This window comes from Mycobacterium appelbergii (assembly GCF_032883035.1).
GTDB classification, from domain to species: domain Bacteria; phylum Actinomycetota; class Actinomycetes; order Mycobacteriales; family Mycobacteriaceae; genus Mycobacterium; species Mycobacterium appelbergii.
In genome coordinates, this window is the sequence record NZ_JAMQTH010000009.1 from 195,475 (window position 1) to 208,952 (window position 13,478).

At 66.7% G+C, this 13,478-nt stretch carries 11 protein-coding genes; 3 read left to right on the top strand and 8 right to left on the bottom strand.

The annotated features are described in order from the left end of the window. Window positions 1-5: 5 nt before the first annotated feature. The 5 genes from M1247_RS21735 to M1247_RS21755 form a co-directional block, all read right to left on the bottom strand. The gene (locus M1247_RS21735; RefSeq protein WP_410506916.1) at window positions 6-1,442 is read right to left on the bottom strand and encodes an aldehyde dehydrogenase family protein; all 1,437 of its coding nucleotides are present in this window, start codon (window positions 1,440-1,442) and stop codon (window positions 6-8) included. Further along, window positions 1,439-2,668 (bottom strand): NAD(P)/FAD-dependent oxidoreductase, encoded by a 1,230-nt coding sequence (locus M1247_RS21740; protein WP_317158449.1) that lies wholly within the window; start codon window positions 2,666-2,668, stop codon window positions 1,439-1,441. The genes M1247_RS21735 and M1247_RS21740 overlap by 4 nt, the downstream gene beginning before the upstream one ends. Then, a complete protein-coding gene (locus tag M1247_RS21745) occupies window positions 2,665-3,015 on the bottom strand; it encodes a Rieske (2Fe-2S) protein (RefSeq protein WP_317158450.1) in 351 nt (116 codons plus the stop codon). Before M1247_RS21745 ends, M1247_RS21740 begins: the two co-directional genes overlap by 4 nt. Before the next feature lie 35 nt (window positions 3,016-3,050). Next, window positions 3,051-3,770 carry an iron-containing redox enzyme family protein gene (locus tag M1247_RS21750; protein WP_317158451.1) on the bottom strand — a complete coding sequence of 240 codons (720 nt, stop codon included), beginning with the start codon at window positions 3,768-3,770 and terminating at the stop codon, window positions 3,051-3,053. A gap of 125 nt (window positions 3,771-3,895) precedes the next feature. Further along, the gene (locus tag M1247_RS21755) at window positions 3,896-4,348 is read right to left on the bottom strand and encodes a GlcG/HbpS family heme-binding protein (protein WP_317158452.1); all 453 of its coding nucleotides are present in this window, start codon (window positions 4,346-4,348) and stop codon (window positions 3,896-3,898) included. A gap of 217 nt (window positions 4,349-4,565) precedes the next feature. Here M1247_RS21755 and M1247_RS21760 point away from each other — a divergent pair, with 217 nt between their 5' ends. After that, window positions 4,566-6,203, top strand: coding sequence for a PucR family transcriptional regulator (locus tag M1247_RS21760; protein ID WP_317158601.1), 1,638 nt, complete (start codon window positions 4,566-4,568; stop codon window positions 6,201-6,203). Here M1247_RS21760 and M1247_RS21765 read toward each other — a convergent pair whose 3' ends face one another. Continuing rightward, complete coding sequence (locus tag M1247_RS21765; protein WP_317158453.1) at window positions 6,204-7,580, bottom strand: MFS transporter; 1,377 nt, start codon at window positions 7,578-7,580, stop codon at window positions 6,204-6,206. A 309-nt stretch (window positions 7,581-7,889) separates the two neighbouring features. Between M1247_RS21765 and M1247_RS21770 the strand changes: the two genes are divergently transcribed. Both M1247_RS21770 and M1247_RS21775 read left to right on the top strand, forming a co-directional pair. Beyond that, the gene (locus tag M1247_RS21770) at window positions 7,890-9,458 is read left to right on the top strand and encodes a hypothetical protein (protein ID WP_317158454.1); all 1,569 of its coding nucleotides are present in this window, start codon (window positions 7,890-7,892) and stop codon (window positions 9,456-9,458) included. Between the two features lie 3 nt (window positions 9,459-9,461). Beyond that, on the top strand, window positions 9,462-10,205 hold the full coding sequence (locus M1247_RS21775) for a YoaK family protein (RefSeq protein ID WP_317158455.1): 744 nt from the start codon (window positions 9,462-9,464) through the stop codon (window positions 10,203-10,205). On the opposite strand, the gene M1247_RS21780 is transcribed toward M1247_RS21775, so the two are convergent. Both M1247_RS21780 and M1247_RS21785 read right to left on the bottom strand, forming a co-directional pair. Continuing rightward, window positions 10,140-11,018 (bottom strand): formylglycine-generating enzyme family protein, encoded by an 879-nt coding sequence (locus M1247_RS21780; RefSeq protein ID WP_317158456.1) that lies wholly within the window; start codon window positions 11,016-11,018, stop codon window positions 10,140-10,142. The two genes, M1247_RS21775 and M1247_RS21780, sit on opposite strands and share 66 nt — an antisense overlap. A 14-nt stretch (window positions 11,019-11,032) precedes the next feature. Further along, window positions 11,033-13,384 (bottom strand): arylsulfatase, encoded by a 2,352-nt coding sequence (locus M1247_RS21785; protein WP_317158457.1) that lies wholly within the window; start codon window positions 13,382-13,384, stop codon window positions 11,033-11,035. Between the last annotated feature and the right edge of the window lie 94 nt (window positions 13,385-13,478).

A 13,478-nucleotide genomic window follows, 5' to 3' on the forward strand; every position in this document is an offset into this window, starting at 1 on the left:
TGATACTAAAAGGTCGGGGTGAGGTAGACGGTCTTCTCGAGCGTGTAGAACTCCATCAACGTCGCGCCCGCCTGCTCCTTGTAGGTCTGGGTGCTCGACGCCTTGTAGCCGCCGAACGGGGCGTTCATCGCCATGCCGGTGGTCGGCTGGTTGATCTTGACCAGACCGGTACGCGACTTATGTGCGAAATGCGTTGCCGCCGCGAGGCTCGAGGTGACGATCGAGGCACTCAGCCCGTACTCGGTGGCATTGGCCAGCCCGATGGCTTCCTCGAGTGAGGCGGCGCGTTGGAAGGCGATCAGCGGGCCGAACACCTCCTCGGCGACAATGCGCATGGTGGGTAACGCATCGGCGAACACCGCGGGCCGTACGAGGTAGCCGCGTTCGCCGATCGTGGTCCCACCGCACCGAAGGGTGGCTCCCTCGGCGACACCGGCCTGTACGTAGTGCAGGAACTTTTCGAGTTGGGCCGAACTGGCCAGTGGCCCCATCGTGACGCCGGGCTGGTCGCCCGGGCCGACCTGCAGCGCCTCGGTTCTCGCCACCACGCGGTCCAGCAGCTCATCGTGCACCGAGTCGACCGCGATAACCCGGCTGGTTCCGGTGCAGGCCTGCCCGCTGAGACCGAAGGCACCCTTGACGATCAGGGCGGCCGCCGCGTCCAGGTCGGCGTCCTCGGCGACCACCACCGGATTCTTGCCGCCCATCTCCAGCTGCACCCGACGGTCCGGTCCGACGGCCCCGTGGATCGCCCTGCCGACCGCCGTCGAGCCGGTAAAGGTCACCGCGGCGACCCGTGGGTCTGCCGCGACCGCCGCGCCTGCGGTCCCGTCGCCCTGCACCAGCGCGATCACGGTAGGCGGCAATCCGCCCGCCAGCAGTGCCTCGACGAGGCGTTGCCCCATCAGCGGCGTGATCTCGGACGGCTTGAACAGCACCGGGTTCCCGGCGGCCAGGGCCGGTCCGATCTTGCGCGACGGGATGTTGAACGGAAAGTTCCACGGCGTGATCGCCCCGACGATCCCGACCGGCTCGCGCAGCGTGTACACCAGTCCCTCCCCCGCCACGGGGTAGGTGGTCCCGGTGCATCGTGTGGCCTCACCGGCGTAGAACCGCAGGTTCGCCGGGGTCCGGCTGATCTCCATCGTGGCTTCGGCGGTGGTCTTGCCCTCTTCGGCGACCAGTTCGGCGATCAGCGCATCGGCACGGGATTCGATGTGTGTGGCTGCGGATTCCAGGATTGCCGCGCGCCGCTCGGGTGCGGTGGCGGCCCACTCCGGCGCTGCCTTCTCCAATGCGTCGACAGCTGCCGAGACGTCGGCCGCATCGGAGGCCGGGAAGCTGCCGATCACCTGATCAGGATCGGCCGGGTTGTGCCGTTGGAATGTCCGGCCGGATACCGCCGGGATCCATTGCCCATCAATAAAGTTGGCGGTCATCATGAGACCACCACCTCCTCAGAGTCCACCAGTTCCCACAGGTCGGCGTCATGGTCCCGCAACACGTCACGGTCGATTCGACGCCCGAGCAGTTCGCGCGCCACCATCACGTCTTCCCCACGGTCGAGACTGAACACCCCCCGCAAGGCATCGTCATCCAGGTAGAACGCAGTGAAGTCGAGCGTGTCGAGATCACCGCGGATCACCACCTCAGCTGTTGCGGCGCCGAGGAATTGGATGTTGTGGTCGTACTGGTCGGACCAGAACCACGGTGCGTCGTCGTTGACCGCAACCCGGTCCAGCATCGCGTTGGCCACGGCAGCGCCCTGCCGGTTGGCGTTGTCGAAGTGTTCGAGCCGCACATGGTTCCCGGCCCGCTCTGAGTAGCGGCGGGCCACATCGCCTGCTGCGAAAAGATTGGGGATCGACGCGCGACCTTGCTCGTCCACCACGATGCCGTCGTCGATCGCCAGGCCGCTGGCTTCGGCGACCGCGGTGGTGGGCGTGATACCGACGCCGATCACCACGGCGTCGACCTCCAACGACTGGCCGCCCCCGTAGGAGACGACGACGCCGTCGGCGGTGGTGCGCAGCCCGTCGACGGCGACGTTGGTGCGTAGATCGATGCCGTTGGCGCGGTGCATGCGGGCGACTTCGGTGCCGATACGCGGTCCGAGGATGCCTGCCAGTGGCACCTCGGCCACCTCAACAACAGTGACCTCGACGCCGAGAGTGTGTGCGGTCGCGGCGATTTCCAGCCCGATGAAGCCTGCGCCGATGACCGCCAGCCGGCGTCCACGGGTGAGTGAAGCCTGCAGCCGACGGGCGTCGTCGACGGTACGCAGGTAGTGCACAAGCTCTGGTCGTGGTCCTGGCACGGCCAGCGTGCGTGGGCGTCCACCGGTGGCGAACAGCACCGCGTCGGCGCGCAGCGATGCCCGCCCGGCGAGCTCGACCGTACGGGCGCCAGGATCCACCCGTGTGACTGTCGCGCCCGTGATGATCTCGACGTCGTTGTCGGCCACCCAGGCGTCGGGCAGGATCTGCAGCGTCTCGAAGGAGTCTGCGCCGGTGAGGAATTCCTTCGACAATGGCGGTCGCTGGTAGGGCGCATACGGTTCGTCGCCCACGAGGACTATGCGACCGTCGAACCCCCGGCGGCGCAGCGTGCGGGCCGCCACGGCCGCGGTCTGCCCCGCGCCGACGGTCACGAATGTTCGGCCGGTCATGCCTGCCCTTCCTTTCCAGCGGCCACCGGACTCATCCGTGCCGCGGTGTTGACGTAGATGGTGTCCGCTTCGACCCGCACCGGATAGGTGGGCTGGCAGCGGTCCTGGCTCTCCTCGTATCCGGTTTCGAGGTCGAACTGCCATTGATGGCCGGGGCAGATCACCTTGCCGTGCAACAACGTTCCCTTCACCAGCGAACGGTCCTGGTGAATGCACAGGTCGGCGAACGCGTACACCCGCCCCGCCGCCTCGAACAGCGCAATGGCCAGGCCGTCGATTTCCACCCGGAGCTTGCGGCGGCGGCCGAGCTCTTTGACACTCGCCACCGCAATCCAATCAGCGGTCATGGCGCAACCCTTCTCTCGAGACGGCGGGGACGGGATCAGACGGACGCCGGTTCCAGGTCCGGTGCGACGTAGTAGTCGTAGAGTCCCTTGGTGTAGGAGAAGCGCATCTCCGCGCCCCACCGCACCAGCTGAAGGCACCGCTGCTGCAGCTGTGGGGTGTCGGCGTGGTCCAGCACGATCTGGTAACCCCGCTCGCCGTGCACCACATCCGAGGTGATGTGCAGTTCGAAGAACTCGATCTCGTCCTCGCTGAATCCGTACACCTCACGCAGCGGCACGATCTGCTTGGTGTAGATGCTGGGTACCTGGGATTCCAGGCCGACCACCAATGCCGCGGTGGCGACCACGAAATGTTCGCGCTGCGAAACCGCATAGCACCAGGCCTGCAGTCCGCGGGTGATCGCGTTCATGTTCGCCGGATCCTCGATGCGTTCCTTGGTCGTCCCGCACGCCTCACCGAACTTGATCAGCAGGTCGGTGTGCCGGATGTCGGCCAGCTCCTCCTCATACATGTTCTGGAGCGTGAAATCTTTTGCGCCGGTGAACTCATCGGGGGTGTTGGAGTAGATGTTGGCCAGGTAGTCGGCGAACGGGCCCACGTAGTGGTAGTGGTTCTCGGCCCACCGTGCGAAGTGCTCCTTGCTCAGCTGGCCGTCCGCCCATGCCTTGGAGAACGACGCGTTCTTGGCCTCGCGGCCCTTGATGGCGTTCTCGAGTTCGGCGCGAAATTCGTCGCGCCCGAGCAGCTGGGTCATCGATCAATCCTTTCGGTGAAAACACTTGGGTACCAGGGAGATTAGCTAGAGCGCCGGGCGTCAGCCATGGTCACAATCACCGGCGGTCACTCCCTTGACGGGTCATGGTGCACACCCGCGGTGGCTCACGCCCGGGCGACCGCCGCGGTCAATGCGTCGAACTCCGACAGCATCGCCGCACCCACCGCCTTGTCCTGCTCACCGTTTCCGCCGCTGATCCCGACCCCGCCGACGATCTGGCCGTCGAATACCAGCGGAAACCCGCCGACGAAGATCGCGAACTTGCCGGGCAGCATGTGACTGATGCCGAACGCCTCGTTGCCGGGCAGCGCCGGGCCCCCGGGCGGTTCGTTGAACAGATGGGTGGCACGCTCGTGGCCGGCGGCCGTGAAGGCCTTGGCGATGGCGATGTCCACGCCGGTCAGCCGGGCACCCGGCAACCGGTGCAGGGCAAGGACGTTGCCGCCGTCATCGCAGACGCACAGGGTTTGTTTGACGCCGAGTTCCTCGGCTTTCGCACGACCGGCGGCCAGCAGTGGCAGCGCGTCGTCGAGGGTGATGCGGTGAATTCGGTGCATGGTTTCTTCGCTCTCTCGCAGCAGTCGGTATCGGCTGACGCTGGCATGTCTATCAATCCGCAGGCCCCGGACGGGATGGTCAATATGACCTGAATTAGTGCTCGTCGTCGGTTAAGTTGCACATGGTGTCTGTGCCGAGCAGTCCGGTATTCGATACAGAACGCACACAACGAGCACGGGGGTCGACGTGACGGAACCACCCACCGACAGCGGGCGCATGACCGTGCAGGGCCTGCTCGACGAGGAACTCATGGCCGGCGCCCGGATCACCGCGGGCACGGACCGGCTCGACGTCGAGTTGAGCTGGGTGCTGCCACTCAATGAAGTCCTGTCCCAACACGACCCACTCGACGCGGTGGCGGTTTACGCGCGGCCGGAGTCATTGGCGGCAAAGGGCGCCACCCTGTCCGCGCTGACCGCCCGCGGAGCCACCGCCCTGCTGGTGGACGGCGTCATACCGCCCGATCTGGGCCGGCTTCCCGATGGACTTGTGGTCATCGAGTTGGGCATCCCGGTCGGCTTCGCCGCCCTCAACCGCCTCCTCGCGGAGCGCGCACTCAGCCAGGAAGTGCACGTCATGCGGTACTCGACGCAGGTGCACGCATCACTTGCCGGCCTGTTCCACCGTGGTGCCGGCCTGCAGATCCTGGTCCGGGAGGTTTCCAACCTGGCGCGCACACCCGCGGTCGCGCTGGACTCCCGGGGACACGTGGTGGCCCACAACGGGCTGACGCCGGAAACACTTGCACCGTTGGCCGATTCGGTGAAGGAGATGCTCGCGGCCGACGTGCCTGCCGCCGATCGCCGCTCCGACGGGCACGACACCCGGATACAACCGGTCACGGGCCTGCAGGACAGCACCTGGACGTGTGTTGCCAGCGCGATCCGGCTGGGCAAGTCGTTCGAAGGCTGGGTCGTGGTCCTCGCTCCCACCGCGACGCCCGGCAGCCACGACCTGGCCCGGTACGAAGTGCTGACCGATCAGGCCACCGCGATCATCGGTTCGGAGATGTTGCGGCAACGCAGCGTCGACGAAGCCGAAGAGCGTGCCCGAGGAGATTTCGTGCAGGCGCTGGTGCACGGGAGCTTCTCCAGCGAACACGATATGCGGGCCCGCGCCGAGCACCACGACATCGAACTGGACGCCCGGTTCGGGGTGTTCGTCGCGCCGGGGGTGCTGCCCCGCCGGGTGGACAATCCGACCGCGAACATGGTCCGCCTGGCCCGTTATGCGGCCGGCGTCGCCCCGCACCGGGCTGTGCATGCCTACGTCACCGTGATCGGCGACGTTCTGGTCGTGGTCCGCACGCTACGCAGCCAGGACGGCGCGGCGATGCGCGCGGAGATGACCGAATACGCGCAGGCCATGTCGCTCGAGCTGGAGCGGCGTCGGGGCCTGCGCGCCCCGGTGGCATACGGTCGCCCGGCCTGCGGCGCCGGCGAGGTCCGGGAGAGCTATCGGGAGGCCCGTGTCGCACTCGGGATCGCCCGCCGGTTGAACCGCACCGGCGCGACGTCGTATCAGGAACTGCGTGGCTTCACCGTTTTGGCGCAGGTGGCGGAGACCGAGCAGAGCCGCAACCTGGTTCGGGATACGTTGGGGCCGTTGCGTTCCGGCCCGGACCTGCTGGAGACGCTCAGCGCCTACCTGGCCGAGGGCGGCAACGTGAACGCCACGGCGCGGGTGCTCAATGTGCATCGCAACACCATGCTGGGCAAGTTGGACCGGATCTCGCGGCTGCTCGGGATGGACATCAGGGTCCCCGAGAACCAGTTCACCGTGTGGCTGGCAATCCGCCTCGACCTCCTCGACGAAGTGCACTCCGCGATCGACCGGGAAGCCAGTTTCCGCTGATCACACCGGCTGCGGGTCCGGACCGGCGAACGATCCGGCCAGCCCGAGCGCCACGATCACCGCGCACACGGCGAACACGGCCGGGTAGCCGGCCACCTCGAGCGCGACGGCCACCCATGCCGCACCACAGGCGGAGCCGCCGAACCGGACGAGGTTGAACACGCCGAGCCCGGTGCCCTGATCTCCGGCGGGCGAGCGGGTCGCGCCGGTGGCCGCCGGTGTCTGCACCAGCGCGATACCGATACCGCCTGCCACCAGTGCAGCGATCAGCGCGGGCAGCAGCAGCCGGCCGTGGGCCATGGTGACCGCCAACGCGACCTGGGCCGTCATCAGCAGTACCAGGCCGCTACGCAACACACGTCTGGGGCCGAGCCGGTCCTGCCACCGCCCGACCCAGGGACCGAGTATCGCCATCGCGGCAGGCACGGTGAACAGCACGATCCCGGCGGCCGATATCGACACCGAGTTGCCGACCAGATACAGCGGCACAGCCAGCAATGTCGCGCCGAGACAGAACATCTGGGCAAACGCCGCCAGGCAGCTGCGCGCGAATCGCGTTTCCGCGACCAACCGGACATTGACGAACGGGGTCCGCGACCGCGTGCAGTGCCAACCGAACCAGACCAACGCGACGGCGCCGACCGCGACGGCGCCGATCGCCCACCAGCCCGTGACATCGGGCTGTGACACCAACGCCAGCCCCAGCATCAGCAGCGCCGAACCGACTGTCAGTGCCGCCGCCCCGGCCAGATCGAACGGCATCCTGGTGCCCGGATAGCGGGGTACGTAGCGCAACGTCCCGACGAAACCCGCCAGCGCCACCGGCACCAGCGGGACGAACACCCAGCGCCATCCCCAACTGTCGGCCACCAGACCGCCCAGCGTGGGGCCGATGGCCTGTCCGATGCCGTTGGCCGATGCCCACGCTCCCATCGCCCGGCCCCGCCGCGGCCCGGCGAACATCCATGCGATCAAACCCATGACGGCAGGGGCAAATGCAGCCGCAGCAACCCCGCCCACCGACCGCCATGCGATCAGCAGCTGCAACGACGGCGCGGTCGCGGCGCCGATGGCACAGACCGCGGTCGCCAGCAGCGCCGCGCAGTAGACGCGTCTGCGCCCGAATCGGTCGCCGAACCAACCAGCCAGCGGTATCGTCGCCGCGAAGCAGACCAGGAAGCCGACCACCACGAACACACCGTTGCCCAGTGGCGCGTCGAACTCGTCGATGATCGCGCCGAGCGGCACATTGACGACGTTGTTGCTGACGGTGCCCACCACGGTCCCCGCCAGCAGCGCCGCCAGCCCGAGCGGTGTGCCGCCGTCACGACCGGCCACGCTCGAGACGGTCTGTGCGGTGGAACGAATGTCAGTCATGACTGCGCGGAACCATCCTCGTATCGAAATACCGTGTGTCCCAAGCACTGTCTCACCGCAGCGGCCGCAGTTGGGCGACAACGTCAGGCGATCGTGCACAGCGACGTCGACGTTCGTTGGACAGGGTGCACACGCGCAGGGGTTTACCTCGTGGAAACGCCAGGTAATGCCGCCGACTGAAATCGAGCACATTGCACAGGGTGAGGCGGCCGCAGGTGTGCACTGTTGTCGTTGACCCGGGGCCCGCCCGCGCCGAACATTCCAGCATCAGACTGCACAGCCCCCAGCAGTTCAACGAGAGGTCCCGCATTGGACACCCATCTCACCGCGGCACACTGGATATACCTGGCCGGCATCGTCGTCATATTGCTCACGATGGCGATCCGCAAGAACATCGTCGTGCCCGCGGTCACCGCGACGCTGCTGACGGCCTGGGCGTTCTCCGGCAGCTTCATCACCGGCTTGTCGTCCATCTTCAACGCCAGCCTGACCGCCGCCAAGGAACTGTTCAACATCTTCCTGATCATCGCGATCGTCACCGCGATGCTCGGCGCGCTGCGTGAGATGGGCGCCGACCGGATGATGGTCACCCCGTTTCGCCGGGTGATGCGCGCAGGCACCAGCAGTTTCATCGTGCTCGCGATCGTCACCTACGTGATCTCGCTGTTCTTCTGGCCGACCCCGGCGGTGCCACTGGTCGGGGCGGTGCTCATCCCGGTCGCCATCCGGGCGGGTCTGTCGCCGCTCTCGGTCGGCATGGTGATCGCCATCTCCGGCCAGGGGATGGCGCTGTCGTCGGACTACATCATCAAAGTCGCCCCCGGTATCTCGGCTAAGGCCGCCGGGGTGGACCCCGACGCGGTCGCCGACAAAGCCATGGTGCTGTCACTGATCGTCGGCCTGACCGCACTGATCATCACCTACGTCATGCAGCGCCGTACCTGGCGCACACCGTCTCCGGATTTGTTGAAAGAGTGGGAGAACGCGGCCGATCGCCGACCTGAAGACGGTCCGAAAGACGCGCCGGGGGGCGGCACGGGCCCGGTGACCGCACCGACGCCCGCGCCCGCGCCGGCCGCCGCGGTACCGATCGCGGCGGAGGCCAGAACTGCCACCGCCGTGCTGACGAAGCCCGACCAACCACCGCCATCACCGGAACCGACGCCGAAGATGTTGTCGGCAAAGGTTTTTGCACTCCTGGTTCCCCTGGTCTACCTGGGCTTCATCGTCTACCTGTTGCTTGGCAAGTTCACCAGCGCGGTGCCACCGCTCAAAGGCGGGGATGCGGCAGCCATCGTCGGCGGTCTGGCCGCCTTGCTCCTGTTCGCGGCGGCGGCCACCAACGACAAGCGCAACTTCCTGGAGACGTCGTCCCAGCATGTGGTGGACGGGCTGGTATTCGCCTTCAAAGCGATGGGGATCGTGCTGCCCATCGCCGGCTTCTTCTTCATCGGCAACGGCGATTTCTCGGCGGCCATTCTCGGCATGCCCGCCGATTCCACCGGGCCTGCTTTCCTGTTCGATCTCATCACCGCCGCCCAGTCGCACCTGTCACCGAACCCGGTGGTCACCGCGTTCGGTGTGTTGTTCGTCGGTCTCATCGCAGGACTGGAGGGCTCGGGTTTCAGCGGGCTGCCACTGACCGGCTCCCTGTCCGGGGCTCTCGCGCCCGTGGTGGACATGGATCCATCGACGCTGGCCGCGATCGGACAGATGGGCAACATCTGGTCCGGCGGCGGCACCCTGGTGGCCTGGTCCTCGCTGGTGGCGGTCGCCGGATTTGCCCGCGTACCGGTGCTGAGTCTGGCCCGCAAGTGCTTCCTACCGGTGATGAGCGGCCTGGTGCTGGCCACCGTCGCCGCCCTCATCCTATTCTGAAACATGCTGCGAATCAATCAATCCCGTCTGGAACTCATCACCACGATCGCCCTCACCTTCGTCACCGGCGTCGTCGACGCGGTCGGTTACCTCGGCCTGGACCGGGTCTTCACCGGCAACATGACGGGCAACATCGTGATCCTCGGCATGGGTATTGCCGGGGCCGACGAACTGCCGGTGCTCGGCCCAGCCGTTGCGCTGGTCGGGTTCACCGCCGGGGCACTGGCCGCCGGGATCGCGGTCCGCCGCCGGGCGGCGCCCGGATGGGACACCCGGATCACCGTTCTGCTCACTGTGGGCGCGGCGATTCTCTTGGCGCTGACGGTGGCACTCGCGGTCGGTGACAGCTCCCCGGGGGCGACCGGGCAGGTTGTCATTGCGACCGCGATCGCTGTGGTGATGGGTCAGCAGGCGATGGTGGCGCGGGCTCTCGCGGTCAAGGACATGACCACCGTCGTGGTCACCTCCACCTTGACCAGCCTGGCCGGGGAGACGTGGGTGCGGGGTGCCCGCGGCACCGCAGTTTTCAACCGCCGACTCGCCGCGATCGTCGTCATCTTTCTCGGCGCGCTCTCCGGGGCACTGCTGTTACGACTGCACATTGCGGTGCCGCTGGCCTTGGCTGCGGTGATCACCTGTCTGGTCGTGATGATCGGTCACCTGCGGTTGCACGAGCGGGCGTCAGGTCAGGTCCGCGACGCAACGGAACCCGATATGGGTCGTCGAGCTGTCCTGCGACTGCGGTGAGCGGGCCGCGGGCCGGTACCGGTGGCAGTACTCGGGGGCACACAGGTGCGAACCGCCCTTGAGGGCCTGGTTCACGCTGGGATCAGCTGATGCCGGAGGACAGCACGCCGGTTCACCCGAGCCCGGTCGGTGGTGAGCGGAGAAGCGCGTCGTCGTCCACTCCCACACATTGCCGATCATGTCGAGCAGACCAAATGCGTTGGGCGGGAACGTTCCCACCGGTGAGGTGCCGCGCCAGCCCAACGCGCCGTCATTGCGGTACGGGAACCTGCCCTGCCAGGTGTTGGCCATCAGCTCACCGTCCGGAGTCACCTCGTCTCCCCATGCGTACACGCCCTCGGCGCCGCCACGCGCGGCGTACTCCCACTCGGCCTCGCTGGGCAGGCGACGCCCGGCCCATGCGGCATAGGCGGCCGCGTCGGGGTAGGCGACCTGCACCACGGGGTGGTCCGGTGAGCAGGCCTGTGCCTGCGGGCCGAATGGGCAGCGCCAGTTCGCACCTGGCACCCAGTCCCACCATTGCCGCCAGTCCCGCAGGTCGACAGGACCGGGCGTGGGCCGGAACACCAGGGCGCCGGGGAGCAGATCCTGCGCCGCCACCCCGGGGTACAGCGCAGGGTCGAGCGGACGTTCGGCGATGGTCACATAGTCGGTCGCCGCGACGAACTCGCCGAACTCGGCATTGGTGACAGGGTGCTTCTCGATCGCGAATTCCGCGACCGTCGCGGTGTGTTCCGGCGCTTCTTCCGGGTAGAAGCGCGTCGATCCCATCCGGAACGCGCCACCGGGTAGCTCGACAAGTTCGGTCAGCATGGGTGCTCAGCCATTCAGTCCTTCGAGAAGGCCAGCGCCAGCTCGGCTTCCACATTCTCATAAGGCTTGCCGGAGAGATCGACGGTGACGCGGGCGATGGTGCCGCCGGTGAACTCGAACGGCGTGCGGTACCGCTGCGACACCCCCGAGCCGGTGTTGCGCCCGACGCAGATGCCTCCACCGGCGAGCGCGAACATACCGGGGTGGGTCTGCATGTCCGGCAGCTCGGCGACCGCGGCGCCGTCGACGAACAACGTGGTGTCCCCAAGAGGCGTATGACTGTTCTCCACCGTGCCGGTCCTGCTGTACCGCACGCCGAAGATGTGTCTTCCCAACGGAATCGGATCCGGGGCGACCAGCAGTTGTTCGCGTTCACCGAGGAAGTTGTAGACGTAGTGCAGTCGGCCATCGGCAAGGAACAGCACGTGGCCGCCGTGCGCCCCACCCTGTTTGAACAGCACGCCGTGGGCGTCGTCGCGTTCGACGGTGACCTCCGCCAGCACCTTGAACGATTGACCGCGCAGTTCGGCGGCCGCACCGAGCCCGACTTCTGCGGCGTGCGGATAGTAGGTGTAGGAGGACCGCTCACCGGACAAATGGGGACGCCATCGCATCATCGTGTCCAGGATGTTCAGATCGGCCAACGGCAGCCCGTTGTACTTGGCGGCCTCGCTGAACCACAGTGCCTTGAGTTCTTCGAGTTTGTCCGGATGCTCGGCGGCCAGATCGTGACACTGGCTGCGATCGGCCTCGATGTGAAAGAGCTCCCAGCGGTCGGCGTCGAAGTGCGACCAGCCGGCCGGGGTGGCGGCGTGCACGGTATTGGCGAACCAGCCCTTGTTCCAGATGCCGCGCGTGCCCAGCATGGTGTAGAACTGCGTCTCCTTGCCCGTGGGCGCCTCCGGATTGTCAAGGGCCACTTTCATACTGACCCCATCGAGAGGTTTCTGCGCAATGCCGCGGACGGTCGCAGGCGGAGTGATGCCCAGCAGGTCGTAGACCGTCGGGGTGATGTCGCAGACGTTGACGTAGTTGTCCCTGACCTCGCCGTGCGCGGCAATCCCGTTGGGCCAGGAGATGATTGCCGTGTCGGCGATACCACCTTCGTGAGATGCGTAGCGCTTGAACAGTTTGTACGGCGTGTTGAACGCCATCGCCCACCCGATCGGGTAGTGGTTGTAGGTCTGCGGACCGCCGAGCTGGTCGATGACCTTCAGTCCCTCCTCGGCGGTGTCGATGTAGCCGTTGAAGAATTTGGTCTCATTGACCGACCCGTTGGGGCCGCCTTCACCGCTGGCACCGTTGTCGGAGATCACCACGATGATCGTGTTGTCGAGTTGGCCGGATTCTTCCAGGTAGTCCAGGATGCGACCGATCTGGTCATCGGTGTAGGACAGGAATCCCGCGAACACCTCGGCCATCCGGCAGAACAACCGCTTCTCCTCGGCGGAAAGGGTGTCCCACGGCCGCACGGTGTCCTGAGCCGGCCACGGTTCACCATTGGGGCCCGTGACGTCTGCGTAGGGATTGACCGGTGACAGTTCGGTGTCGGGCGGCACGATGCCGAGATTCTTCTGGTTCTCCAGCACGATTTCGCGGTAGCGCTCGTAGCCCATGTCGAATCGGCCCGCGTATTGGTCGGCCCACTCCTTGAACACGTGGTGGGGGGCGTGGCCGGCGCCCGGGCACAGGTAGGTGAACCACGGCTTGTCCGGGGCGATCACCTTGGCGTCCCGGATGAACTCGATGGTCTTGTCCGCGAGATCCTTGGACAGGTGGTACCCGTCCTCGGGGGTGGCCGGCGGGTCGACCGGGTGGTTGTCGTACGTCAGGTCCGGGTACCACTGGTCGGTCTCGCCGCCCATGAACCCGTAGAACCGCTCGAATCCGCGGTTCAGCGGCCAATGCCGTTTGGTGGCCGCGAGATTCGATTCCTCCAGCGGCGTCAGATGCCACTTGCCCACGCAGTAGGTGTTGTAACCGTTTTCGGCGAGCACCTCCGAGCACAGCGCGGTGTCAAACGGTATCCGGCCGTTGCAGTTGGGGAATCCGTCGGTGAACTCCTCGATAGTGGCCATGCCCACCGTCGTCGCATTGCGGCCGGTGAGCAGTGACGCCCTGGTCGGCGAGCACAGCGCGGTGGTGTGGAACTGGGACAGTCGCACCCCGCGCTCGGCGATGCGGCTCATCGCCGGCATGTCGACGAGACCGCCGAAGCAGTCCCACGTGGCGATGCCGGTGTCATCCCACACCAGGTACAGCACGTTGGGGGCACCTTCGGTGGCCGTGGGCGCGGCGTAGGGACCCCAATCCGGTTCGGAATCCCTGATGTCCAGTTCTATCTTGCCGCTGAACTCATTAGCCATGGCGCGCAGGTTACCCGCTCCGGGCTTGTGCGGTGGCGAGCAGACGTGAAAGTACCCTGAGACGCCGGTTTCAGGGCACATTCACGTCTGCTCG